This window comes from Flagellimonas sediminis (assembly GCF_010500845.1).
In the GTDB taxonomy this organism is placed as follows: Bacteria; Bacteroidota; Bacteroidia; order Flavobacteriales; family Flavobacteriaceae; genus Flagellimonas; species Flagellimonas sediminis.
This window is the reverse complement of record NZ_JAAAMI010000008.1, coordinates 23,163-45,723: the sequence shown is the minus strand read 5'-3', so window position 1 is coordinate 45,723 and position 22,561 is coordinate 23,163. Positions and strand designations below refer to the sequence as shown.

At 42.9% G+C, this 22,561-nt stretch carries 26 protein-coding genes and 4 tRNA genes; 18 read left to right on the top strand and 12 right to left on the bottom strand.

The features are described 5' to 3' along the window. The first annotated feature begins 82 nt into the window (after nt 1-82). The 3 genes from GTK07_RS14615 to GTK07_RS14605 all read left to right on the top strand — a co-directional run bounded on the left by GTK07_RS14615 (nt 83) and on the right by GTK07_RS14605 (nt 1,617). Nucleotides 83-679 carry a tetratricopeptide repeat protein gene (locus GTK07_RS14615; protein WP_163635992.1) on the top strand — a complete coding sequence of 199 codons (597 nt, stop codon included), beginning with the start codon at nt 83-85 and terminating at the stop codon, nt 677-679. Then, nucleotides 679-1,335, top strand: coding sequence for a uracil-DNA glycosylase family protein (locus tag GTK07_RS14610; protein WP_163635991.1), 657 nt, complete (start codon nt 679-681; stop codon nt 1,333-1,335). Before GTK07_RS14615 ends, GTK07_RS14610 begins: the two co-directional genes overlap by 1 nt. A gap of 102 nt (nt 1,336-1,437) precedes the next feature. Continuing rightward, nucleotides 1,438-1,617, top strand: coding sequence for a quinol oxidase subunit 4 (locus tag GTK07_RS14605; RefSeq protein WP_163635990.1), 180 nt, complete (start codon nt 1,438-1,440; stop codon nt 1,615-1,617). A 69-nt stretch (nt 1,618-1,686) separates the two neighbouring features. Here GTK07_RS14605 and GTK07_RS14600 read toward each other — a convergent pair whose 3' ends face one another. From GTK07_RS14600 to GTK07_RS14545, 12 genes are all read right to left on the bottom strand, one after another. Then, a complete protein-coding gene (locus GTK07_RS14600) occupies nt 1,687-3,180 on the bottom strand; it encodes a M20/M25/M40 family metallo-hydrolase (RefSeq protein ID WP_163635989.1) in 1,494 nt (497 codons plus the stop codon). A 34-nt stretch (nt 3,181-3,214) separates the two neighbouring features. Further along, nucleotides 3,215-3,976 (bottom strand): tryptophan synthase subunit alpha, encoded by a 762-nt coding sequence (gene trpA / locus GTK07_RS14595; RefSeq protein WP_163635988.1) that lies wholly within the window; start codon nt 3,974-3,976, stop codon nt 3,215-3,217. Between the two features lie 211 nt (nt 3,977-4,187). After that, a complete protein-coding gene (locus tag GTK07_RS14590) occupies nt 4,188-4,553 on the bottom strand; it encodes a GIY-YIG nuclease family protein (RefSeq protein WP_163635987.1) in 366 nt (121 codons plus the stop codon). Between the two features lie 36 nt (nt 4,554-4,589). After that, nucleotides 4,590-5,771, bottom strand: a complete 1,182-nt coding sequence (gene trpB, locus GTK07_RS14585) for a tryptophan synthase subunit beta (RefSeq protein ID WP_163635986.1) — start codon at nt 5,769-5,771, stop codon at nt 4,590-4,592. Between the two features lie 2 nt (nt 5,772-5,773). Continuing rightward, a complete protein-coding gene (locus GTK07_RS14580) occupies nt 5,774-6,466 on the bottom strand; it encodes a phosphoribosylanthranilate isomerase (RefSeq protein ID WP_163635985.1) in 693 nt (230 codons plus the stop codon). Nucleotides 6,467-6,495: 29 nt separating this feature from the next. Continuing rightward, the gene (gene trpC / locus GTK07_RS14575) at nt 6,496-7,281 is read right to left on the bottom strand and encodes an indole-3-glycerol phosphate synthase TrpC (RefSeq protein WP_163635984.1); all 786 of its coding nucleotides are present in this window, start codon (nt 7,279-7,281) and stop codon (nt 6,496-6,498) included. 148 nt (nt 7,282-7,429) lie between these two features. Next, complete coding sequence (trpD, locus tag GTK07_RS14570) at nt 7,430-8,425, bottom strand: anthranilate phosphoribosyltransferase (protein WP_163635983.1); 996 nt, start codon at nt 8,423-8,425, stop codon at nt 7,430-7,432. A gap of 134 nt (nt 8,426-8,559) precedes the next feature. Further along, the gene (locus GTK07_RS14565; RefSeq protein ID WP_163635982.1) at nt 8,560-9,126 is read right to left on the bottom strand and encodes an anthranilate synthase component II; all 567 of its coding nucleotides are present in this window, start codon (nt 9,124-9,126) and stop codon (nt 8,560-8,562) included. Between the two features lie 2 nt (nt 9,127-9,128). After that, nucleotides 9,129-10,526: an anthranilate synthase component I family protein gene (locus tag GTK07_RS14560; protein ID WP_163635981.1), complete on the bottom strand. Its 1,398-nt coding sequence runs from the start codon at nt 10,524-10,526 to the stop codon at nt 9,129-9,131. Between the two features lie 242 nt (nt 10,527-10,768). Further along, on the bottom strand, nt 10,769-11,344 hold the full coding sequence (locus GTK07_RS14555; RefSeq protein ID WP_203583809.1) for a YceI family protein: 576 nt from the start codon (nt 11,342-11,344) through the stop codon (nt 10,769-10,771). 36 nt (nt 11,345-11,380) lie between these two features. Continuing rightward, nucleotides 11,381-12,013: an NAD(P)H-dependent oxidoreductase gene (locus GTK07_RS14550; protein WP_163635980.1), complete on the bottom strand. Its 633-nt coding sequence runs from the start codon at nt 12,011-12,013 to the stop codon at nt 11,381-11,383. A 5-nt stretch (nt 12,014-12,018) separates the two neighbouring features. Then, nucleotides 12,019-12,465 carry a MarR family winged helix-turn-helix transcriptional regulator gene (locus GTK07_RS14545; protein ID WP_163635979.1) on the bottom strand — a complete coding sequence of 149 codons (447 nt, stop codon included), beginning with the start codon at nt 12,463-12,465 and terminating at the stop codon, nt 12,019-12,021. A 133-nt stretch (nt 12,466-12,598) separates the two neighbouring features. Between GTK07_RS14545 and GTK07_RS14540 the strand changes: the two genes are divergently transcribed. From GTK07_RS14540 to GTK07_RS14470, 15 genes are all read left to right on the top strand, one after another. Continuing rightward, complete coding sequence (locus GTK07_RS14540) at nt 12,599-13,153, top strand: TlpA disulfide reductase family protein (protein WP_313790817.1); 555 nt, start codon at nt 12,599-12,601, stop codon at nt 13,151-13,153. 124 nt (nt 13,154-13,277) lie between these two features. After that, nucleotides 13,278-13,589, top strand: coding sequence for a rhodanese-like domain-containing protein (locus GTK07_RS14535; protein WP_163635977.1), 312 nt, complete (start codon nt 13,278-13,280; stop codon nt 13,587-13,589). A 22-nt stretch (nt 13,590-13,611) separates the two neighbouring features. Continuing rightward, nucleotides 13,612-14,892 (top strand): DUF2851 family protein, encoded by a 1,281-nt coding sequence (locus GTK07_RS14530; protein ID WP_163635976.1) that lies wholly within the window; start codon nt 13,612-13,614, stop codon nt 14,890-14,892. Nucleotides 14,893-14,900: 8 nt separating this feature from the next. After that, nucleotides 14,901-15,128: a PspC domain-containing protein gene (locus tag GTK07_RS14525; RefSeq protein ID WP_163635975.1), complete on the top strand. Its 228-nt coding sequence runs from the start codon at nt 14,901-14,903 to the stop codon at nt 15,126-15,128. Nucleotides 15,129-15,130: 2 nt separating this feature from the next. After that, complete coding sequence (locus GTK07_RS14520; RefSeq protein ID WP_163635974.1) at nt 15,131-16,138, top strand: potassium channel family protein; 1,008 nt, start codon at nt 15,131-15,133, stop codon at nt 16,136-16,138. Between the two features lie 88 nt (nt 16,139-16,226). Beyond that, nucleotides 16,227-18,293: an amino acid carrier protein gene (locus GTK07_RS14515; protein WP_163635973.1), complete on the top strand. Its 2,067-nt coding sequence runs from the start codon at nt 16,227-16,229 to the stop codon at nt 18,291-18,293. Nucleotides 18,294-18,304: 11 nt separating this feature from the next. Next, the gene (locus tag GTK07_RS14510; RefSeq protein ID WP_163635972.1) at nt 18,305-19,165 is read left to right on the top strand and encodes a ComEA family DNA-binding protein; all 861 of its coding nucleotides are present in this window, start codon (nt 18,305-18,307) and stop codon (nt 19,163-19,165) included. A gap of 34 nt (nt 19,166-19,199) precedes the next feature. Further along, nucleotides 19,200-20,339, top strand: a complete 1,140-nt coding sequence (locus GTK07_RS14505; protein ID WP_163636114.1) for an acyl-CoA dehydrogenase family protein — start codon at nt 19,200-19,202, stop codon at nt 20,337-20,339. A gap of 70 nt (nt 20,340-20,409) precedes the next feature. Then, nucleotides 20,410-20,604 (top strand): 30S ribosomal protein S21, encoded by a 195-nt coding sequence (rpsU, locus tag GTK07_RS14500; RefSeq protein ID WP_119642038.1) that lies wholly within the window; start codon nt 20,410-20,412, stop codon nt 20,602-20,604. A 94-nt stretch (nt 20,605-20,698) separates the two neighbouring features. Next, the gene (locus tag GTK07_RS14495) at nt 20,699-21,589 is read left to right on the top strand and encodes a tyrosine-type recombinase/integrase (protein ID WP_163635971.1); all 891 of its coding nucleotides are present in this window, start codon (nt 20,699-20,701) and stop codon (nt 21,587-21,589) included. Between the two features lie 59 nt (nt 21,590-21,648). Next, nucleotides 21,649-21,951 carry a ribosome hibernation-promoting factor, HPF/YfiA family gene (gene hpf / locus GTK07_RS14490; RefSeq protein ID WP_163635970.1) on the top strand — a complete coding sequence of 101 codons (303 nt, stop codon included), beginning with the start codon at nt 21,649-21,651 and terminating at the stop codon, nt 21,949-21,951. A 102-nt stretch (nt 21,952-22,053) separates the two neighbouring features. Beyond that, nucleotides 22,054-22,127, top strand: a tRNA-Thr gene (locus GTK07_RS14485). Between the two features lie 22 nt (nt 22,128-22,149). Further along, nucleotides 22,150-22,232: transfer RNA gene (locus GTK07_RS14480), tRNA-Tyr, on the top strand. A gap of 80 nt (nt 22,233-22,312) precedes the next feature. Continuing rightward, nucleotides 22,313-22,385 (top strand) — tRNA-Gly (locus GTK07_RS14475). Between the two features lie 89 nt (nt 22,386-22,474). After that, nucleotides 22,475-22,546, top strand: a tRNA-Thr gene (locus tag GTK07_RS14470). Nucleotides 22,547-22,561 lie beyond the last annotated feature (15 nt).

Genomic DNA, 22,561 nt, shown 5'->3' with positions numbered 1-22,561 from the left:
TTGCTATACGCACAGAAACAATTATTATTGGATATTTGCTATCATATTTCTTCCTCTGGTAGGTTCCATCCTATATCTTTTTATGAATGTCTTTCAAAAAAGGGACATTGAAAAGGTACAGGAAAGCTTGGTCACCGCTATTAATCCTTCTAAAAAAATTAAAGATTTAGAAAGGAGATTTAAGTTCTCCGAAACTTTCGAAAATCAAGTTTCCTTGGCTGATGCCTATTTGAATGAAGGAATGTATGAAGAGGCCATCAAAAATTACAGGGCATCATTAAAGGATGTCTTCGTCAATGATTTTTATGCGATTTCCAAACTCGTGGAGGCCTATTGTTATGCTGCGGATTATGACAATGCCATTCATTATGTGGATAAAATAAAGGACAATCCCTCCTTTAGAAAGTCAAAAGCCTCGTTTTTATATGGATTGGCTTTAGAGAAAACCGGTGGCATTGAATTGGCGGAGGAATATCTAAGAATTTTTGATGCACCTTATTCCAATTTTAATGAGCGCTTGGAGCTTTCAAGGTTTTTGGTTAGGCAAAATAAAATCGAAGAGGCCAAAGAAGTTCTTCAAGAAATGATTTCTGAATCAGAGCATATGTCCAGGCAAAGTTTCAGGACGAATAGGGAAGTTATTAAGAAAGCCAAGGAAGAGTTTGTTGCACTTACATAATGTTCTTACACCAACATCCATACGAGCCATTTCTTTTTCCCGAAGCTACCAAACTTATCGTGGGTACGCTACCTCCGCCTCGCTTCACCACAGGGGAATTGAAAAAGGAAGATGTGGATTTTTGTTACGGGAGTTGCAACGGAATGCTATGGCCTATCTTGGACCGAATCTTTGATTTAGGTTTGAAATATGAAACTACGGCCGAGGCCATTTTCCAAAGGGAACAATTTCTTTTGAAACACAAAATTGGTGTCTGCGATATAGTGCAAAGTGCAGAGCGGACCAAAATTGATGCCTCCGATTTGGGAATGCAAAATGTTGAACTCCGTGATTTAGTGGGTTACCTGAAAAAGTACCCCAACATCAATACTCTTTTGTTCACAGGTGGCAATAGCAAGAATGGCCCAGAATATTTCTTTAGGAGACAGTTAAAGGAATTTGGTTTGGGCTTGGAAGTGATTTCCAATGAAGTGCCCAGGGTCCATCAAGTTGAGATAGATGGTCGAAAAATTAAAACCGTTTCATTGACCGCTCCCTCCGGTGCCGCCAACCGAGCCGTGGGCAGCCTTCAAGCGTACAAGGATATAAAGGATAAAAATCCTAATTTCAATACTGTTGATTTTAGGGTAATGCAGTACCGCAAATTTTTTGAATAATCGTGTGGTGACTGGCCTTAGGAAAGATTTAAAATTTGTTTAAGGCAATTTTAAGACGGTTTCCGCGTATATATAACAATCACAAAACCTAAAATCAAGAAAATGAAATCAATCCATAAAATTATCGGAATTGCTTTTGCTGTAATGTTGTTGGCTTCCTGTTCAGCGCATTATCACGCCAATAAGAATGGAATTCCTCCAGGTCAAGCCAAAAAGATTACCGGTGCACAAAGTGCCAAAGATTATGCACCCGGTCAACAAAAAAATAAAAACAAAAACTGATGTTGTCAGTTTAACAATAAAAAAGCCCCATGCAATGGGGCTTTTTTATTTGGAAAACCTCTTGTTATACTACATGGTTGAAGACAGTATTCCATAGAACGCCTTGATCCCATAGGCCAACTGACTAATCTTTACATTTTCATTCGGGCTATGCTGGTTGTTATCCGGATTTACAACTGGAACAATAAAGGCAGGAATCTTCAATTCGTTGATAAAAGGAGCAATGGGAACCGTGCCACCCATGGTTCTGATCTGGATCACATCTTTACCAAAAATGTTTTTCATGGTTGAAGTCAGAAATTGACCATAAGGATTATGAAGGTCGGTTCGGAAAGCATCGGTTACGCTACCTTCCTTCACCATTACAATTTTATCAAATTGCATCCGCTCTTCTTTGGTTGGCTCATGATCCAAAACTTTGAATCCTTGTTTAGCGATATGGTCCTTGACCAATTTTTTCAATCGGTTGCCATCGGATTCGACCACTAATCTAAGGTCCAACTCGGCCGTGGCACTTTCCGGTACAATGGTGCGAGCCTTGTCCCCGATCCAGGCAGACCCTAACCCTCTAATATTTAATGACGGATATTGAAGCGCTTCTTGATAAAAACTTCCCACTTTTTCGGGAGTCTTAAATTGAAGTCTTTCTGCAATTTCGGCATCACTGTCAGGAACACTTTTCAATACGGCTTTTGTAGTCTCATCAATAGTGATTCCATCATAATAACCGGAAATGAGTACCCTTCCTTCACCATCCTTCATACTGGCCAGCAATTGGGACAACTGGAAACCCGGGTTTGGGGCATAATTACCATAATGGCCACTATGTTGGGGCTTTATGGGGCCGTAGGTGGTCAAACTCAGGGAAGTTATTCCCCTACATCCATAAACCACGGTCGGCTCTCCCGAAGAATGTACCGGTCCATCCACGATCATCAAAAAATCAGCTTCCAATAGTTCTCGATATTGTTTAACGGCTTTTGGCAAAGGTTCACTGCTTTTTTCCTCCTCGCTGTCCAGAATCACCTTTACATTGAAGGGTATTTCCTTGCCATCTTGCTTTAAAAGATCAATGGTGTTCAACAGCATCACAATTGGCGATTTGTCATCCGAAGTGGAGCGACCGAACAATCGCCATTCATAATTAATGTCGTCATTCAATTCGTCAAACGAAACCGTTTTGAACCCATCCCCTTCGGGAACCTTCAAAACCATTTTATACGGGTCGGGTTGGTCCCATTTACTGGGATCTACCGATTGGCCATCCAAGTGCATATAGATCAAAACGGTAGGCTTGTCATTGCTCATGGGCAAAGCTGCAAAGAACAGTGGAAGTCCATCCGTATCCAAAACGGTAGTGTTGAATCCACGCTCCCCGAACTTTCGTTTCAACCACATGATGTTTCTGTCAATATCATCGGGGTTCAAGGCATCGTTGGGGATGGCAATGAATTCCTGAAGCTCCTTTATGGCATCGGCCACTTGGGATTTTACGGCCACATCATCTTGGGCAAATAGTGAAAATGAAAGTATAAGGGAAAGGAACGAAATAATTTTTTTCATGGGACAAAATAGGGTTCATTATAAAAGTTGAAATTTAACGAATTTGACCCACAAAACTACTGATCCCGTCCACCCCATTTTGTGTTAAATGTTTGATGAAGGCCGAACCAATGATGGCTCCCTTCGTTTGTGCTGTTGCCTGCTGGAAGGTCTGTGCATTACTGATCCCAAACCCAACAATCTGTGGATTTTTCAACTTCATTCCTGCAATGCGTTCAAAATAAGAAGCTTGCTCCGTACCGAAACCTTCCTTGGCCCCAGTAGTGCTAGCGGAACTCACCATGTAAATGAAGCCTTCAGAAGCATCATCGATTGCCTTGATACGGGCATCACTGGTCTGCGGGGTAATCAAAAACACATTGATCAAACCATGTTTTTTGAAAATGGTTTCGTATTCTTCTTGATACACATCCAGGGGCAAATCGGGAAGAATGAGCCCGTCAATTCCAATTTCCTCACACTTTTGACAAAAGGCCTCCACGCCATATTGCAACACAGGATTGAAATAGCCCATCAAAATCAGCGGAATGGAAACCGATTTACGGATATCCTTCAATTGCTCAAAGAGCAAAGTAGTGGTCATCCCATTCTTAAGCGCTGCGGTAGAACTGGACTGGATGGTGGGGCCATCGGCCAGTGGGTCACTGAAGGGCAATCCAATTTCGATAAGGTCCACACCACTCTTTTCCAAATCTTGAATGATCTTTACCGTATCGTTCAAAGCAGGGTAACCCGCCGTAAAATATATGGAGAGGATTTTCTTGTCCCCCTGTAGTTTTTGTTTGATTCTGTTCATATTAAAAATTCATTTTGTCATTCTTCATTAGAAGTGAAACATTGTTTTCTCTATGGATTCCTGTTTTCACAGGAATGACATTTTAGTTTTGATTTTTGTCATTCCGCACTTGATGCGGAATCCAGTTTCAACTCTATTTAAAGATTCCAGCTTTCGCGGGAATGATATTTCAATCTTTTGCTTGTTTTGTCATTCCACACTTGATATAGAATCAATTTTCAGCATTTTGTGGATTCCTGCTTTCGCAGGAATGACAATCAAGTCTTTCAATTAATTTGTCATTCCATTCAATTGATAAATCCAACCACTTTGGATTTCCTTTTTCAATCAGTTCAATCTTCCAAAGTCTTTTCCATTTTTTTAGTTGTTTTTCTCTCGAAATGGCATCATTCACATTATGGTACATTTCCAAATAGACCAAAACATCAAGCCTATATTTTTTTGTAAACCCATCAATGGAACCTTGTTTGTGCTCTAATATCCTTCTTTGAATATCGTTGGTCATGCCTATGTACAAAGTTCCATCGGGTTTGTTGCTCAAAATGTAGACATAATATTGATGAACGTTCTTTATCATTTTTTGGATTCCTGCTTTCGCAGGAATGACACTTCGCTATAATTTAAAATAATCAATATAATTCTGTAAATCTTTGTCCCCACGGCCTGAAAGGTTCACCACCACCACATCATTTTCCTTAAACTTCCGGTCTTTAAAAATGGCCAAGGCGTGGGAGGACTCAATAGCTGGAATGATACCTTCCAATTTACACAGATCCAATCCGGCTTTCATGGCTTCATCATCCGTAATGGAAATGAATTCCCCGCGACCCGAAGTGTACAAATGGGCATGCAACGGCCCAACGCCGGGGTAATCCAATCCCGCGGAAATGGAGTAGGGTTCCGTGATCTGTCCATCCGGGGTCTGCATCAACAGCGTTTTGCTCCCGTGGATGATGCCTACCTTTCCCAAGGCAGAAGTAGCGGCACTTTCCCCGGAATGGATGCCTTTTCCTGCCGCTTCCACGGCAATGATGCCCACTTCGGGAGTGTCCAAGAAATGATAAAATGCTCCAGCGGCATTGCTGCCACCACCCACACAGGCCACCACAAAATCCGGGTTTTCACGGCCCTCTTTTTCCAACAATTGGGATTTTACCTCTTCAGAAATAACCGATTGGAACCGGGCCACCATATCAGGATACGGGTGTGGCCCCACAACTGAACCGATAATGTAATGGGTATCCACAGGGTTATTGATCCAATCACGGATGGCCTCGTTGGTGGCATCCTTAAGCGTTTTACTACCCGAAGTGGCTGGCCGTACCTCTGCGCCCAACATTTTCATACGGGCCACATTGGGGGCCTGACGGGCAATGTCTATTTCACCCATGTACACTACGCACTCGATCCCCATCAGGGCACAAACGGTTGCTGTGGCCACCCCATGCTGACCTGCACCGGTCTCGGCAATGATACGGTGTTTGCCCAACCTTTTGGCCATCAAGATCTGTCCGATGGTGTTGTTGACCTTGTGCGCACCGGTATGGCAAAGGTCTTCTCGTTTAAGATAAATCTTGGTGTTGTATTTTTTGGATAGGCGTTCGGCATAATAAAGGGGAGTGGGTCGTCCCACGTAATCCTTCAACAATTGATGGAATTCTTCCTGAAAGGAAGGTTCGGCCATAATCTGGAGGTAGTTCTGCCGTAGCTCCTCACAATTGGGATACAACATTTCGGGAATGAATGCCCCTCCAAATTCCCCGTAATATCCTCTTTCATCAGCGTGATAACTCATAATCAGTTGTCAGTTTTAAGTTGTAAATCGTCAGTGAGTTCATTGATGAATGTTTTCAATGACGGTATGTCTTTTAGTCCGGGCTCGATTTCTAATTTGCTGTTCACATCAATGGCGAAGCAATATTGTGAAGCCGGACTGTTCAAAAATGCTTTCAATTCATCCACAGAATCCAATCCGATTCCCCCACTTAAGAAGAAGGGTTTTGTGGAGGGATAGTGTTCCAAAACGGACCAGTTAAAAGTGTATCCGTTGCCACCGGGCAATTTTCCCTTGGTGTCAAAAAGGAAATAATCACAAACGGATTCGTATTCCTTCAATATTGAAAAATCAAAATCATCCTTGATGGAAAAGACTTTGATGATTTCCAACCCGTCACCCCGAACTTGTTTCGGGATCCCATCTTTTTGAGATGCTGAAACGAGTTCAGCATGACGAAGATGACCGCAATACTCTGAACTTTCCTTACCATGAAGTTGAACCGCATCTAAATGATGATGTGCGACTTTTTCCAAAACTTGTTCCAAAGGAGTATCCACGAACACCCCCACTTTTTTAATGGATTGCGGCAATTGCGGCATGTCTCCCCCAAAATACCGTGAGGAAGGCTCCCAGAAAATGAAACCCAGGTAGTCGGGGTGCAGTTGTGCCACCTCTATGGGGTTTTGGTTCATGCCACAAACTTTTAGTTTCATAGTTTATTATTTGTCATTTCGAAATGACATTATTTTTTTAATTCATCAATAAACATTTTGGCGCTGGTACCTGGATCATCCGTTTTCATAAAATTCTCACCGATCAAAAAACCCTGGTATCCGTATTTCTTTAATTCCTGAATGGCTTCAATGGAACTGATACCGCTTTCCGAAACTTTTACAAAGTCATCTGGAATCTGTTCCGAAAGAGATTTGCTGGTATCCAAACTTACCTCGAAGGTCTTGAGGTTTCTGTTGTTCACGCCCAACATATCCAAACTGGGCATGATGGATTTTTGGAGTTCTTCTTCATTGTGTACTTCCAACAAAACATCCAATCCCATGCTTTTGGCCAATTCGGAAAGTGTCTTGGTTTCCTCACGGGACAGAATGGCGGCGATCAATAAGATCACATCGGCCCCGTAGGCCTTGGCCTCCACAATCTGGTATTCATCTATGATGAATTCTTTCCGCAAAAGTGGAATGTTCACGGATGCCCTGGCCAGAACCAAATCATCCAACGAACCACCGAAATATTTTCCATCCGTCAATACGGACATGCCACAAACGCCTGCATTTGCATAACCCTTGGCCACATCCTGCACGTTCAGGTTTTGGTTTATGACCGATTTGGACGGGGAACGCCTTTTGTGCTCGGCAATAATGCCCGTATTACTTTTCCGCAGGGAGGCAGCCAAGGAAACTGAAGTACGTTCCATCATCACCGAAGCTTCCAATTGGGGAAGGGTGATCAAGGATTTTTTCAAATCGACCTCTTTGCGTTTGTCGGCAACTATTTTGTCTAGTATGTTCATTCTATATTTTTGTCATTCCGAACTTGATGCGGAATCTATTATCGGTTTATGGATTCCTGCTTTCGCAGGAATGACATTTTCTATTGTTATGTCATTCTGAACGAAGTGAAGAATCTATTAAATTCTCTCGACTGCGCTCGAGATGGCACTAATTTTCACTCAATTTTTGCAACTTTTTCAACGCCTCCAATCCTTTTCCGCCCAATAGTGATTCTTTGGCCTTTTCAAATCCTTCTTTTGGCGTAATCCCCTTCACAGTGGCAATGGCTACCCCGGCATTGGCACAGACCACATGGTTCTGGGCCTCGGTGCCCCTTCCTTGTAGTACGTTCATGAAGATTTGGGCCGATTCGGTAATGTCATCACCACCGGTAATCTCTTCTTGGGTTACTTTTTCTACCCCAAAATCCGCTGGGGTCAACATGGCCTCTGAATTATTGGAGATGGTCTTCGTGTCTCCCGTCAAGGAAATTTCATCATAACCATCCAAGGCATGGAGTACTGTGAATTTTTTATCGGTATTTTGATAAAGGTAGCCATACATCCGTGCCAATTCCAGATTGAAAACACCTACCATCTGGTTTTTTGGAAAAGCGGGGTTCACCATGGGCCCCAACATATTAAAAAAGGTCTTTACCGCCAGTTCCTTTCTTATAGGGCCTACGTTCTTCATGGCAGGGTGGAAGAGGGGTGCGTGCAGCACACAAATACCTGCTTCCTCGATGGACTTTTTCAGGAAATCGGCATCATTACTAAATTTGATGCCCAAAAATTCCATGACATTGCTACTTCCACATTTGGAAGAAACTCCGTAGTTGCCGTGTTTGGTGACGGGAATTCCTGCTCCGGCCGTTACAAAAGAGGCCAAAGTGGAAATGTTGAAGGTATCTTTGCCATCACCCCCGGTTCCGCAGAGATCGATGGGGTCGTAATCCGATAGGTTCACAGCCAAGCAAAGGTCCAAAAGGGCGTCGCGGAATCCTTCCAACTCTTCAATGGTGATGCTCCGCATCATATACACGGTAAGGAATGCAGCAATCTGGGAGGTATTGTAATCCCCTTTGGCAATGTTTACCAATACCTGTTTGGCCTCTTCCTTGGGCAATATTTCGTGATTGATCAGTTTGTTTAAAGTCTCTTTCATTTCAGTATTTTGTCATTCCACATGGATGCTGACCGGAGTCGAAGCATGATGTGGAGTCTTTTATTCAATTAGGTTTATTTGGATTCCTGCTTTCCCTTCGGCTACGCTCAGGGTACTGCAGGAATCACATATTACTAGCTATTCAACCAATTTTTAAGCATTTGTTTTCCTTCTGGGGTCAAAACAGATTCAGGGTGAAACTGTACTGCGGTCACATCATATTCCTTATGTCGAAGCGACATGATCTGCCCATTTTCATCCACCGAGGTTATCTCCAGTGCTTCGGGAACATTGGGGTCCACCACCCAAGAATGGTATCTTCCCACCTGAAGATTTTTTGGCATTCCCTTGAAAATGGGGTCGTCTTTCGTCACCGTGATGGTAGTTGAAACGCCGTGATAAACTTTGTCCAAGTTCACCAAGCTACCCCCAAATACTTCACCGATGGCCTGTAGTCCCAAACAAACGCCAAAAATTCTTTTGGTAGGGGCATAGGTTCTGATGATGTCCTTCAAAAGACCTGCCTCATCTGGAATACCTGGGCCAGGGGACAACACAATGTACTGGAACGGTTCCACTTCATCCAACGTAAGCTGGTCGTTCCGTTTTACGGTAACCTCACAACCCAAATCCTCCAGATAGTGCACCAAATTGTAGGTGAAGCTATCGTAATTGTCTATCATTAAAATCTTCCTTCCCATGTTTAGATCGTTTCGGCAATTTCAAGGGCTTTGTTCAAAGCGCCCAGTTTGTTATAGGTTTCCTGTAGTTCGTCTTCGGCGTTGGATGCGGCAACCAATCCAGCTCCTGCCTGATAGTGCAGTTCATGGTTTTTACTCAAAAAGGTACGGATCATGATGGCGTGGTTAAAGTTGCCTTCAAAATCCATGAAGCCAATGGCACCTCCATAATAGGAACGGCTGGTTTTTTCATATTTTTCAATGAGTTGCATGGCCATGTGCTTGGGTGCGCCACTCAAGGTGCCTGCAGGGAACGTGTCCGCAACCACCTTCATGGTACTGATGTCCTTCTTTTTTTGCCCGGTTACTTTGGAAACCAAATGGATTACATGGGAGAAGTACTGCACTTCACGATAGGTTTCCACGTTTACGGTGTTCCCGTTTCGGCTGAGGTCGTTTCGGGCCAAATCTACCAGCATCACATGTTCGCTGTTCTCCTTATCGTCTTGGGCCAATTGTTTGGCGAGCTCGGCATCCTTTTCATCATTCCCGGTACGTTTGTAGGTGCCGGCAATGGGATGGATCTCGGCCTTGCCATCCTTCACGATCAATTGTGCCTCGGGCGAGCTACCAAATATTTTAAAGTTGCCATAATCAAAATAGAAGAGGTAAGGGGAGGGGTTGATGGAACGCAGGGCACGGTATACATTGAATTCATCACCCTTGAATTTTTGCGTGAACCTCCTTGATAAAACCAATTGAAATACATCCCCACGTTGGCAATGTTTTTTGGCGAGCTCAACATATTCCATATACTCTTCATCCTTTAGATTGGATCTGGGTTCCCCATCCTTGCTAAAATTGTAAGAGGAAAAGGTGCGTATGTTGAAAAGCTGCTCAATTTCATCCACATTACTTTCTGAATCATAGCAGTGTGCGAACAGATAAGCCTCATTCTTAAAATGGTTGATGGCAATGATGTTCTGGTACACCGCATAATAGATATCGGGTATGCGGACGGAATCTTCCTTTTTTGAAATTTCCACATCCTCAAAATAGCGGACGGCATCGTAGGCCATGTATCCAAAAAGACCATTGTAGATGAACTTGAAACCGTTTTGGGTCACCGAAAACTGTTTGGCAAAGTTGTGGATGACTTCGGTCACATCCGTTTCAGAACCAATGGGGGTCTCTACTTTTTTACCATCGGGAAATTGTTGGGTAATGATCTCGTTCTCCACTTTGATATAGGCAATGGGATTGCAGCAGATATAAGAGAAGCTGTTGTCATTGGCATGGTAATCGCTACTTTCCAACAAAATGCTGTTCGGGAATTTGTCCCTTACCTTAAGGTAGACACTCACCGGGGTGATGGTGTCCGCCAAGATTTTTTTGTAGTGTGTCTTAAGGGTATAACTCATTGTATAACGCTATAAATTAAAAAAGGCCTGTCGTGATGACAAGCCTCTTGTATGGTTATAATGGGGACTTAGCTCACGACGTTTTACGTAAGTTCATCCACCACCAGTTATTTGCTACTCTGTTATTCATTGCTTCAAATATAGGGAGGAATTTTTAACGGGCAAACATTGTTTTGTGTAAAATCAAAAATCCCGCCCAAGAATTTCCTGAACGGGATTTTCACACACTAAACATGGGCTGGCTACATCTGTAGGTCAACTACCAAATCAAATTCGTCATAGATCAATTTGTCCTTGGCGGTACCAATGATTCCAGAACCGTATTTTACATCATAGTTGGTCCTGTCCACTTTCAAAGAGGCTGTAGCCTTGTCACCGTAAACGGATACATCAAAAGTTACAGGTTTGGTTGTGCCTTTAATGGTAAGGTCACCGGTAACTGCATACGAGTTTTTACCGGTAGCTTTCACTTTTTTGAACACCAATTTGGCAGTCGGGTGTTTTTCGATACCAAAAAAATCATCAGAACCCAGGTGGCCATCCAACTTGTTTTTGTAATCGCCTTCCAAGTCGGTGGTGTTGATGCTTGTCATATCCACCACGAATTCACCACCTACCAATTTTTCTCCATCAAACTCTAGTGCACCGGATTTAAGGGCAATGGTTCCGGTGTGGGAACCCCCAACTTTGTACCCTTTCCAGGTTACATTACTTTCGGAAGTTTTTACTTCCTTGGTTTCTTTTTTGATCGGGTTGGCAACGGCTGCTGCTGCTGCAAACAAGGTAATCAATGCTAAGCTTAAAATGGTCTTTTTCATACTGTTGTTTATAATCTGTTTTAAAGGTTTAAAAATTTATATATGGGTAAATAAAGTTTCACTTGATTTTCTCACTTTTGGTAAGTGTTGGGTTTGATCTTCATCTGATCGGTATCCAATAGGAAGCACGACTGCAGCGTTCAAGTTCTTCTCGGTGAGGCCTAAAATTTCGTTGTACTTATCCGATTCAAAACCCTCCATGGGGCATGTGTCAATTTTTAATTCTGCGGCCGCCTGCATCATGTTGCTAAAGGCAATGTATGCTTGCTTGGCGGTCCAATTGCTTTTGGTCTCGGCCGGTAGGTCCATCAATTTGGATTTCATAAAGTCTGAATATCCCTTAAGGCCCTCCAATGGAACGTTTCGGGTTTCGCCAATATTGGCCAGGAAATCATCTACCAATTCCTCTCCAAAATCGGTGGCATTGGCAAAAACTATCAGGTGCGAAGCGTCCGTAATCTGGGATTGATTCCAGGAAACGGGTTTCAGTTTTTCCTTGGTCTCTTGGTCGGAGATCACAAAAATGTGATAGGGTTGCAATCCATAGGAAGAAGCGCTCAAACGTGTGGCTTCCAATAAGGTTTCCAAATCTTTGTCCGATACTTTTTTTGAAGGATCGAATTTTTTAGTGGCATAACGCCAGGTTCTATGTTCTAAAACGGTGTTCATGTTATTTAAAATTTATCCAATAGGATGTTTAATTGTTCAAGTTCTTCTTTGGTAAAATGTTGTACAATGACGCTTTCGGCCATGGCCACAGCTTTGTCCATTTGGGCTAGTACCTCTGAGCCTTTATCAGTGATCAAGATTTCTACTTTTCGTCGGTTAGATGGGCAAACATTCCTCACCACGAAGTTTTTGGCCAAAAGTTTGTCTACCAACCGGGTGGTATTGCTCATTTTGGTTACCATGCGATCGTTCAAAGTTGAAAGGTTGGCAGGTTTGCCCTGTTGTCCCCTAAGAATACGCAGCACATTAAATTGTTGAAGGGAGACATCAAATGGTTTCAAAGCATTGCTCGTTAACTCATTGAGTTTGTTGTGTACCAAGGTAAGATGGATCAGTGTCCGGGTTTCCAATGGCATTTTCTTAGAGGTCTTTATAATTTCTTCAACATTCATGTACAAACAATATTTGTATATACAAATGTATGTTGATATTTTCATTCCACAACTATTTTTGACCGATAAAATTTTGTTAAAAGGAAACAGGAATATAATGTATCTGTACATTTGTAGATGTAAATATCAGATAGTGAACAGGTTATTTGTTTTAATTTTGAGTGTATCGGTGTTGGCCTGTGGCGATGGTAAAGGGCCTAAGCATGAGGAGCCTACAACAGTATCGGTTTCCCAAGAGGAAGCCGAACAATCCAGTAATGGGGAAGGTGTTAAATTTCCCATTTATAATTTTGAAGGCTTGGAACCTTTGCTGCACAGGGATGACGACCATACCTATATAATTAACTTTTGGGCCACATGGTGCAAACCTTGTTTGGAAGAACTTCCCTATTTTGAAAGGGTAGGGGCGGAACAAAAGGACAATAAGGTAAAGGTGATACTGGTAAGCCTTGATATGCCCCATATGTGGAAATCAAGATTAGAACCTTATGTAAAAAACAAGGGAATACAATCGGAGGTTGTCATCTTGGATGACCCCAAGCAAAATGAATGGATTCCTAAAGTTGATATAGCGTGGGACGGAGGTATACCTGCTACCTTAATATATAAGAAGGACAAGCGAAACTTTTTTGAACATGGTTTTACCTATGAAGAATTGAATGTTGTCTTGAAAGGATTTATTCAATAACCAGACTCAAGTTTATAATGGGTTTTGCTAATGGAGTGGGGATAAGAGGTTGTTCAAAATAATGACAGTAGAAATCCGGAGTAACGCTTCGGATTTTTATTTTTGCAGAACATAAACAAGTAAAATGGCAAATTTATCACAAGAAGAATGGGCGGAACAATTGGAAAATGATGACAACGCCTTCATTTTGGATGTGCGCACTGCACTGGAAGTAGAAGAAGGCTATATTCCAGGTGCCGTAAACATCGATATTTATTTGGGACAGGAATTTTTGATGGAGCTTGAAAAATTGGACAAGTCCAAAAACTACTACGTGTATTGCCGATCTGGCAACCGAAGTGGTCAGGCCTGTGCCATCATGAACAGCATTGGGATCGAAAATGCCTATAACTTGGAAGGAGGCTTTATGAACTGGGATGGCGATAGAGTAGAGTAGGCCTCACATTTACCCCAAATCGATGCGAGAGGACCTACTTCATTTTATTTGGAGGCATAACAAGCTTCCAACCAATCAGCTGTGCACCACGGATGAAGAACCAGTTTTGGTTAAATCCGCAGGGGTACAGAACCGACACTCCGGCCCGGACTTTTTCAATGCCAGCGTTGCCATTGATGGACAATTATGGGCCGGTAATGTGGAGATGCACCTCAAATCTTCGGATTGGTATGCACACCATCACGAAAATGATACCAATTATGACAACGTCATCCTCCATGTGGTTTGGGAAGATGACGTTGTTGTTTTTAGGAGGGATGGTTCCAAAATCCCGACCCTCGAAATACGAAACTTCATTCCAAAGGAGTTGCTGGCCAAATACACGGCGCTCATGGAGCATTCCAGAACTGGCTTCATCAACTGTGAAAAGGATTTTGGAGGGGTGGATCCCTTTTTGCTTGAAAGTTGGTTGCACCGGTTGTACATGGAACGCCTGGAGCACAAATCCGAACTAATTTTTGAACTGCTGAACAAGACCAAGAATAATTGGGAAGCGGTTCTCTTCACCTTATTGGCGAAGAATTTCGGCTCCAAGGTCAATGGTCAGTTCTTTTTGGATCGGGCCACAGAATTGGATTTTGCAATGGTTCGAAAAACGGGTCAAGACCTTCACCAGTTGGAGAGTTTGTTGTTGGGCCATTTTGGTCTGTTGAACGAACCGGATTGCACAGATGGGTATTATCTTCAGCTTGTAAAAGAGTACCATTACCTTTCCAATAAGTTTGAATTGCCCCGTTCAATGTCTAAACCAGAATACTTTGGGCTTAGGCCACCTAACTTTCCCACCATTCGAGTATCCCAGTTGGCGCATTTGTACCATCATGAAATACAATTGTTTTCAAAATGTATGGAGACATCCAGCTTAAAAGAACTGTATGATCTATTTGATGTTGAGGCCGGACCTTATTGGGACACCCACTTTACCTTTGGTAAACTTTCTAGAAAGAGTACCAAAAAACTTTCCCGAAAATTCATTGATCTTTTGGTGGTCAACACATTGATTCCCTTAAAATTTTGTCATGCCAAATACCAAGGTCAGGAGGTGGACGAAGGTTTGGTCGGCTTGCTTTCCGAAGTAGGAAAGGAAGACAATTCCGTGATTGCCAATTTTGATGGGTTGGGCCATAAAACCAAAAACGCTTTTGAAAGTCAGGCCAAACTGGAACTGTACAACAACTATTGCTCCAAAAATAAATGCCTTCAATGCGTGGTGGGCACACATTTATTGAATAGAAATACATAATTTTAACTATGTCTTTATTCTACAATACCCTTTATTACTTTCAGAAAAGGGGCTTCGAGGTCTGTGGCCGGATCGCCGAACGGTTGGGAATACGCGCCCGTGTGGTACGTACCAGTTTTATTTACCTGACCTTTGTGACCTTGGGGTTCGGATTTGCCCTGTACCTCTTCATGGCCTTTTGGCTTAGGATAAAGGATTTGATCTATACCAAGAGAACATCTGTATTCGACCTTTGATCATGATAAGACTCTTGCGCTCCAAAATAGTACTGGCTCTTTCGTTGATGGCGTTTGTCCTGATGATCGGGGTACTGGGGTATAAATTCTTATCGGATTTTACTTGGATCGAGGCGATCTACATGACCATCATTACCGTGACCACAGTAGGTTTTTCGGAAGTTAGGCCATTGGATGCCGATGCAAAGATTTTTACCGTATTTTTAATCGTGACCAGCGTGTTCATTTTCGGTTTTGCCATTTCGGTGGTATCCGAGTACATCTTGGCCAGAAATTCCCTTGAACAGTTAAAAAAGAAAAAAGTGCAGAAACAAATCGATGGACTTTCCAACCATGTGGTCGTTTGTGGCTATGGGCGTAACGGTATGCAGGCAGCGGAAAAATTGATGGCCTATAAAAAACCCTTTGTTGTCATTGAAAAGGACAAAGAGATCATTGAGCGGCACGGGGATGAAGTGTTGTTTGTGGAAGGCGATGCCAACGAAGATGAAATCCTGATGCAGGCAGGTATCCATAGGGCCCAATACCTGATTACGGCTGTGCCCGATGATGCTGCCAATCTGTTCATTGTATTGTCGGCACGCCAATTGAACAAAAGCCTTTTCATCATAAGCAGGGCGTCCCTCGTTACTTCTGTCAAGAAATTACAGTTTGCGGGAGCCAACAAAGTGATCATGCCAGATAAGATAGGTGGAGATCACATGGCTTCCTTGGTGGTCATGCCCGACTTGATCACTTTTATGGACCAACTATCCCTCGAAGGGGAGCACACCACCAATTTAGAAGAGGTGGAAATAGAGGACTTTACAAGTCAGGTAGATTGTAATTCACTACGGGATCTGGATTTGAGAAGAAAAACGGGATGCACCATAATTGGTTATATTGACCCCAACGGCAAATATATTATCAATCCCGAGGCAGACCTGGTTTTGCAGCCAAAAAGCAAGGTAATTGTGCTTGGAAGGCCCGAACAGATTAGAAAGCTTAACCAAATGTTCCAGATAGGATAGTTAAAAAAGGGCAAAATTTGATAGCGTTGTTTTTTTTTTAGATATTGCCGTCTTTACATTATACCAAAAAACTAACTAATACCATTTTATGAAATATTTTCTTATTCTAATGTCTTGTATGGCCCTGACTTTGGGCTATTCCCAAGACTTGACTGTTACGGGCAAAACCTATAATGTCTCCAAGGATATCAACAACGGAGTCATAGAACTTACCGTAAAAGGAGGAGTTGAGCCATATACCTATAAGTGGAGCAATCAGAGTACTCCACTGACATCAAAAAGGGCACAAGGCTTGGTGGAAGGAATACCGTATAGCGTAGTTGTGACCGATGCGGCAGGAAATTCAGTCACAAAGGAATTTGAAATCAAGGCAGAATCCATCACGGAAATTTTTAATGGAACCATGACCCCGGCAGTAAGTGCATTGGGGTCTGTTCTTTTTTGGGACCCTTTTGCCGCTATTGGAATATACGATCCAATAGCCTATGCAGATACAAAGTTGATCGGGGTTCCGGACTGGAGCAATGAAACACAGGATAGGTTTGTCCTAAAAAAATGGCTCAAGGGGGATGGGCAAAATGTTTTGGTAGGAGATGACATTGCGGTGATCACAAGTGATAAAGATGGGGATATTACCATAAAAGCGACGGCAAAAGGAAAACTCATCCATAAGACCGCTGAGGGAAAAGTGATCTACAATTCTGAAAATCAAGAGCACGTCATTGAGCAAGGTGCACATTATTTTGCGGAAGTCAAGTATGATGAACCTATTGCCATGGTGCATCCCAATGGGGATCCCATTATAAAGGGGATTCCGTTTATTGTGATATGGCTTGTTTTGGGGGCGTTGTTCTTTACACTTCGCATGGGCTTTATCAATATTCGTGGATTTAGACATTCCATTGACTTGGCCAAAGGGAAGTATGATGACCCCGATGCTCCAGGTCAGGTAACCCACTTTCAGGCTTTGGCCACCGCTGTATCCGGTACGGTTGGCTTAGGTAATATAGCCGGGGTAGCCGTTGCTGTTTCCCTTGGAGGTGCCGGGGCTACTTTCTGGATGATCGTATGTGGTCTTTTGGGAATGTCGTCAAAGTTTGTGGAGTGTACCCTAGGCGTAAAGTACAGGGATATTTTGCCCGATGGACGTGTGTTCGGGGGGCCAATGAACTATCTCCGCTACGGATTGGAAAAACGAAATATGAAAGGATTTGGAAAAGCCTTGGCAGGGGTCTTTGCAGTGTTGGCCATTGGAGCTTCCTTTGGTGGGGGCAACATGTTCCAGGCCAACCAATCCTTTGAACAACTAGCGGGACAGTTCCCTAGCTTGGCCGGTAATGGGTTCTGGTTCGGCGTGGTTACCGCAATTTTGGTGGGTGTTGTCATTATTGGGGGAATCAACAGTATTGCAAAGGTTACAGGAAAAGTGGTGCCCATAATGGCTTCCATTTATATTGTGGCCGCACTTGCAGTGATCATCATGAACATCCAAAACATAGGACCTGCATTTACGGCAATTTTTGAAGGAGCTTTCAACCCATCTGCATTAAAGGGCGGTATTTTGGGAGTTTTGGTCGTTGGGTTCCAGCGTGCGGCCTTTTCTAATGAGGCCGGGGTAGGTTCAGCGGCCATTGCGCACAGTACGGCTAAGACCAATAATCCACCTTCGGAAGGTTTTGTGGCCCTTTTGGAGCCTTTTATAGACACCGTTGTGGTATGTACGCTTACCGCCTTGGTATTGATCTTTACCGGGATGCATGAAGTTGAGGGAATGGCAGGGGCTCAATTGACATCCGACGCCTTTGGTAGCCAAATAACTTGGTTCCCTTATGTATTGGCCGTTGCAGTATTCCTTTTTGCCTTTTCAACCATGATTTCTTGGTCCTACTATGGAATGAGGGCCTGGACCTATCTTTTTGGAAAGAGCAAGCGTTCGGAAATGATCTACAAAATGTTGTTCCTGATCTTTGTGGTCGTTGGAGCCTCCGTAAGTTTGGGTGCGGTACTGGACTTTTCGGATATGATGATCTTGGCAATGTCCTTCCCAAATATTATTGGATTGTATATCATGTCCGGTGAGGTTAAGGCAGACCTGAACAGTTACCTTCAAAAGTTGAGGTCCAACCAACTCTTTAAAAAGGCAACGGTCAAATAAAAGAGAGTAGAATGAATACAAAATCCCACTTCAGGTTCAACAAACAGGAACGGAGTGGGATTTTCTTTTTGTTTCTGGTCATCATCGCACTGCAAGTGGCATTTTATGTGCTAAAGACCAAACCATTTGTTGGGGAGACCCGGATATTTGTTGATGAGGTGGCCCAGATAATGTTGGATAGTCTCAAATCTGCCGTTCATGAAGATGGTTATATGATGTATCCTTTCAACCCCAATTATATTTCGGATGAAAAGGGGTATACCCTTGGCATGTCGGTGGAGGAGTTGGACCGATTGTTCGTCTTCCGTGAAAAGGATCAATTTATGAATTCACCCGAAGCTTTTCAAAAAGTGACCCAGGTTTCCGATTCCCTACTGAGTGTAATCGCTCCCTATTTTAAATTTCCCGATTGGAAAAAGCGCGATTTACCTTCCAAAACAAATAACCAAAACATCCGCACTAAGGAGTTATTCACCTTAAGGGATTTGAATTCCGCCTCGGCAGAAGATTTGAAAACGATCAATGGCATTGGCGAGACCTTGTCGGCCAGAATCGTAAAATTTCGGGATAGACTTGGTGGTTTTTTGATCAATGAGCAACTTTACGATGTATATGGGTTATCACCTGAAGTGGCTGATAAACTACTTTCCAGATACCAGGTGCTACAACCTCCCATCATTCAAAAAATCAATTTAAATACCGCCAATGTTGATCAATTGGCCAACGTGGCATATCTTAATCATAAGTTGGCCCAACAGATTGTTCAATATAGGGAGGCAAACGGTAACTTCGACTCGCTTGACGAATTAACAAACGTTACATCTTTCCCAACGGAAAGGATTGATAGAATTAAGTTATATTTGGCCCTATAAAAAAGAGCGAATGGTTACGGAGACGTTGTCCAAAATGAACTTTGATTATTCAGAGACCCAAAAGATGGTGGCGGAGTCCGCAAGGGATTTTGCCCAACAATATATAATGCCCCACGTGATGGAATGGGACGAAGCCCAAACCTTTCCGGTGGAGGTTTTTAAAAAGGCTGGCGAATTTGGTTTTATGGGAATTTTGGTTCCGGAGGAATTAGGTGGCTCTGGTCTGGGTTATCATGAGTATATTGCCATACTGGAAGAAATTTCAAAAGTGGATCCATCCATCGGTTTGTCCGTTGCGGCACACAATTCCCTATGTACCAATCATATCCTTTCCTTTGGAAACGAGGACCAATTACAAAGATGGATTCCCAAACTGGCCACTGGTGAATGGATAGGGGCTTGGGGATTAACCGAGCACAATACCGGTTCCGATGCTGGCGGTATGAATACCACCGCGATTAAGGATGGTGATCATTGGGTGTTGAACGGGGCCAAAAACTTTATTACCCACGGTAAAAGTGGTGACATAGCCGTGGTAATTGCCAGAACAGGCGAAAAAGGCGATAGCCATGGTATGACGGCCTTCGCTGTGGAAAAAGGTACTCCTGGTTTTTCAAGCGGAAAAAAGGAAAACAAACTTGGAATGCGTGCCAGTGAAACGGCAGAAATGATCTTTGCAGATTGTAGGATACCCGATGCCAACCGTTTGGGTGAAGTGGGAGACGGGTTTATCCAATCCATGAAAATTTTGGATGGTGGTCGTATTTCAATTGGGGCCCTATCCTTGGGCATTGCCAAGGGCGCATATGAAGCGGCCCTTAAATATTCAAAGGAACGGGTGCAGTTTGGGAAGCCTATCAGCGAGTTTCAAGGCATATCCTTTAAATTGGCGGATATGGCCACCGAAATTGAAGCATCGGAGCTCTTATTGCATAAAGCTGCTTTTTTGAAGAATGAAGGAAGGCCCATGACAAAATTCAGTGCCATGTCCAAAATGTACGCTTCCGAAGTATGCGTAAAAGTAGCCACTGAAGCAGTGCAGATACATGGTGGTTATGGCTATACCAAAGACTTTCCAGTAGAGAAATTCTATCGGGATTCCAAGCTGTGCACTATAGGTGAAGGCACTACGGAAATCCAAAAAGTGGTCATATCCAGAAAAATTCTGAAGTAATTTGTTTTGCAACAAATTAATAAATGTATATTTGCGCTCCAAAAATATAAAAGAAAGGAGGTTGTAGCCCATGTTAATCATACCAGTTAAAGAAGGAGAAAACATCGATAGAGCTTTAAAGCGTTTCAAACGTAAGTTTGACAAAACCGGTACCATGCGTCAGTTGAGAAGCAGACAGCAGTTCACAAAACCTTCTGTACAGCGTAGAGCTGAAATTCAGAAAGCCCAGTACATCCAAGGCTTGAGGGATCAAGAGGAGGTATAGGTTTTTGATCACCATATCAAAATCCCGTTCCATACCGGAACGGGATTTTTTGTTTTGTTACTTGAGGAAATACCAATTTGGCTACCTTTGGGATATGTCCTTAAAAGCCTTCATATCGTACCTTAAACTGGAAAAAAATTATTCTGACCATACTGTTAAGGCGTACGGAAAAGATTTGGATGCATTTGCAAGCTTTTGCAAGGAAAACTATGATGAGGAAAGTATTGAGGACGTAGGTTATCCACTGATTCGTAGTTGGATCGTATCCCTTTCCAACCAAGAGGTGTCCAATCGGTCCATTAACCGAAAGATATCTTCTCTCCAGGCCTATTACAAATTTCTTCTTAAAATAGGCGAGATATCTGTTTCCCCACTGGCCAAACACAGGGCCCTGAAAACGGAGAAAAAGATAGAAGTGCCCTTCTCCGAACCTGAAATGGAGCTTATCCTTACCGAAATTCCCTTTGAGGAAGGTTTTGAAGGGGAAAGGGACAGGCTGATTGTGGAGCTGTTGTATGCCACGGGTATGCGAAGGGCTGAACTAGTGAACCTTAAGCTTGTCGATGTCGATTTGGGCAACCAAACCTTGAAGGTGTTGGGCAAACGGAACAAAGAGCGCATCATACCACTGCTTACAACCATGGTGCAGCAGATAAATGCTTATTTGGAGGCACGTTCCCAACTTGAAAACAGCGCTTCTTCACCTTATCTATTTTTAACAAAAGATGGTCTTAAAATTTATGAAACACTTGTTTATCGTACCATAAATAAGTATTTTAGTTTAGTGTCCCCCAAGGTAAAAAAGAGCCCACATATATTAAGGCACACCTTTGCAACCCATTTGTTGAACAGGGGCGCAGATTTAAACTCCGTGAAGGAATTATTGGGTCATTCAAGTTTGGCATCTACTCAAGTGTACACACACAACAGCATAGCCGAATTGAAGAAAGTACATCAAATGGCCCATCCCAGAAACAAGAAATGAGAGTTTCTTGTATTGTTTAACTCCACTGTCGCTTGACAGTACTTTAAAAACTATGTCTTATGAAAGTAAATGCACAATCGGTAAATTTTGTAGCTGATGGTAAGCTCCTCGACTTTATCCAAAAAAGAATGGATAAGATGGATCTATTTTATGACAAGGTCATTGATTCGGAGGTTTTTTTAAAAGTGGACAACACGAGTACGAAAGAGAACAAGATAGTGGAAATCATGGTTTCGGTACCGCGCGACAAGTTTATGGTAAAAAAGCAGTGCAAAACGTTTGAAGAGGCAGTGGATTCTGCATGCAGTTCATTGGAAAGACAGTTGGTTAAGCGCAAGGAAAAATTAAGGGCCAAGGCCTGATCAAAATTTTTGAAATTTTATTTTGATTAAAAGAAAATATCTCTACATTTGCAGTCCGTTAGAAATAGCGGACTTTTTTTGTGACCGAAAGGGGTTCAAAATGCCGATATAGCTCAGTTGGCTAGAGCACGTGATTTGTAATCTCGGGGTCGTGGGTTCGAGTCCCTCTATCGGCTCGTAAAGTACTGAAAATAAGGCGGGGAGATACTCAAGCGGCCAACGAGGACAGACTGTAAATCTGTTGGTTTTCACCTTCGCAGGTTCGAATCCTGCTCTCCCCACGAAAATTGCCGAAGGCAATTTGAAGAGTGGAAGTTTTTTTGAAATTGTGATTGTCCGGGGTTCAGGCCCCGAAAAAAATGCGGGAGTAGCTCAGTTGGTAGAGCGTCAGCCTTCCAAGCTGAATGTCGCCGGTTCGAACCCGGTCTCCCGCTCTAGATTTGAAACTGCGGTTTCATATAAAAAGGTTAAAGTTTTGGCGAGCGTGCTTGCAACTTTAAACTCTAAACCTGAAAACCCATAGGCCGGTGTAGCTCAGGGGTAGAGCGTTTCCTTGGTAAGGAAGAGGTCAGGGGTTCAAATCCCCTCATTGGCTCAAAACGATTTGTAC

What these genes read in the sequence shown, in the direction of transcription:
- GTK07_RS14615 (WP_163635992.1), top strand. Translation starts at nt 83, where the DNA reads ATGAATGTCTTTCAAAAAAGGGACATTGAAAAGGTACAGGAAAGCTTG.
- GTK07_RS14610 (WP_163635991.1), top strand. Translation starts at nt 679, where the DNA reads ATGTTCTTACACCAACATCCATACGAGCCATTTCTTTTTCCCGAAGCT.
- GTK07_RS14605 (WP_163635990.1), top strand. Translation starts at nt 1,438, where the DNA reads ATGAAATCAATCCATAAAATTATCGGAATTGCTTTTGCTGTAATGTTG.
- GTK07_RS14600 (WP_163635989.1), bottom strand. Translation starts at nt 3,180, where the DNA reads ATGAAAAAAATTATTTCGTTCCTTTCCCTTATACTTTCATTTTCACTA.
- trpA (WP_163635988.1), bottom strand. Translation starts at nt 3,976, where the DNA reads ATGAACAGAATCAAACAAAAACTACAGGGGGACAAGAAAATCCTCTCC.
- GTK07_RS14590 (WP_163635987.1), bottom strand. Translation starts at nt 4,553, where the DNA reads ATGATAAAGAACGTTCATCAATATTATGTCTACATTTTGAGCAACAAA.
- trpB (WP_163635986.1), bottom strand. Translation starts at nt 5,771, where the DNA reads ATGAGTTATCACGCTGATGAAAGAGGATATTACGGGGAATTTGGAGGG.
- GTK07_RS14580 (WP_163635985.1), bottom strand. Translation starts at nt 6,466, where the DNA reads ATGAAACTAAAAGTTTGTGGCATGAACCAAAACCCCATAGAGGTGGCA.
- trpC (WP_163635984.1), bottom strand. Translation starts at nt 7,281, where the DNA reads ATGAACATACTAGACAAAATAGTTGCCGACAAACGCAAAGAGGTCGAT.
- trpD (WP_163635983.1), bottom strand. Translation starts at nt 8,425, where the DNA reads ATGAAAGAGACTTTAAACAAACTGATCAATCACGAAATATTGCCCAAG.
- GTK07_RS14565 (WP_163635982.1), bottom strand. Translation starts at nt 9,126, where the DNA reads ATGGGAAGGAAGATTTTAATGATAGACAATTACGATAGCTTCACCTAC.
- GTK07_RS14560 (WP_163635981.1), bottom strand. Translation starts at nt 10,526, where the DNA reads ATGAGTTATACCCTTAAGACACACTACAAAAAAATCTTGGCGGACACC.
- GTK07_RS14555 (WP_203583809.1), bottom strand. Translation starts at nt 11,344, where the DNA reads ATGAAAAAGACCATTTTAAGCTTAGCATTGATTACCTTGTTTGCAGCA.
- GTK07_RS14550 (WP_163635980.1), bottom strand. Translation starts at nt 12,013, where the DNA reads ATGAACACCGTTTTAGAACATAGAACCTGGCGTTATGCCACTAAAAAA.
- GTK07_RS14545 (WP_163635979.1), bottom strand. Translation starts at nt 12,465, where the DNA reads ATGAATGTTGAAGAAATTATAAAGACCTCTAAGAAAATGCCATTGGAA.
- GTK07_RS14535 (WP_163635977.1), top strand. Translation starts at nt 13,278, where the DNA reads ATGGCAAATTTATCACAAGAAGAATGGGCGGAACAATTGGAAAATGAT.
- GTK07_RS14530 (WP_163635976.1), top strand. Translation starts at nt 13,612, where the DNA reads ATGCGAGAGGACCTACTTCATTTTATTTGGAGGCATAACAAGCTTCCA.
- GTK07_RS14525 (WP_163635975.1), top strand. Translation starts at nt 14,901, where the DNA reads ATGTCTTTATTCTACAATACCCTTTATTACTTTCAGAAAAGGGGCTTC.
- GTK07_RS14520 (WP_163635974.1), top strand. Translation starts at nt 15,131, where the DNA reads ATGATAAGACTCTTGCGCTCCAAAATAGTACTGGCTCTTTCGTTGATG.
- GTK07_RS14515 (WP_163635973.1), top strand. Translation starts at nt 16,227, where the DNA reads ATGAAATATTTTCTTATTCTAATGTCTTGTATGGCCCTGACTTTGGGC.
- GTK07_RS14510 (WP_163635972.1), top strand. Translation starts at nt 18,305, where the DNA reads ATGAATACAAAATCCCACTTCAGGTTCAACAAACAGGAACGGAGTGGG.
- GTK07_RS14505 (WP_163636114.1), top strand. Translation starts at nt 19,200, where the DNA reads ATGAACTTTGATTATTCAGAGACCCAAAAGATGGTGGCGGAGTCCGCA.
- rpsU (WP_119642038.1), top strand. Translation starts at nt 20,410, where the DNA reads ATGTTAATCATACCAGTTAAAGAAGGAGAAAACATCGATAGAGCTTTA.
- GTK07_RS14495 (WP_163635971.1), top strand. Translation starts at nt 20,699, where the DNA reads ATGTCCTTAAAAGCCTTCATATCGTACCTTAAACTGGAAAAAAATTAT.
- hpf (WP_163635970.1), top strand. Translation starts at nt 21,649, where the DNA reads ATGAAAGTAAATGCACAATCGGTAAATTTTGTAGCTGATGGTAAGCTC.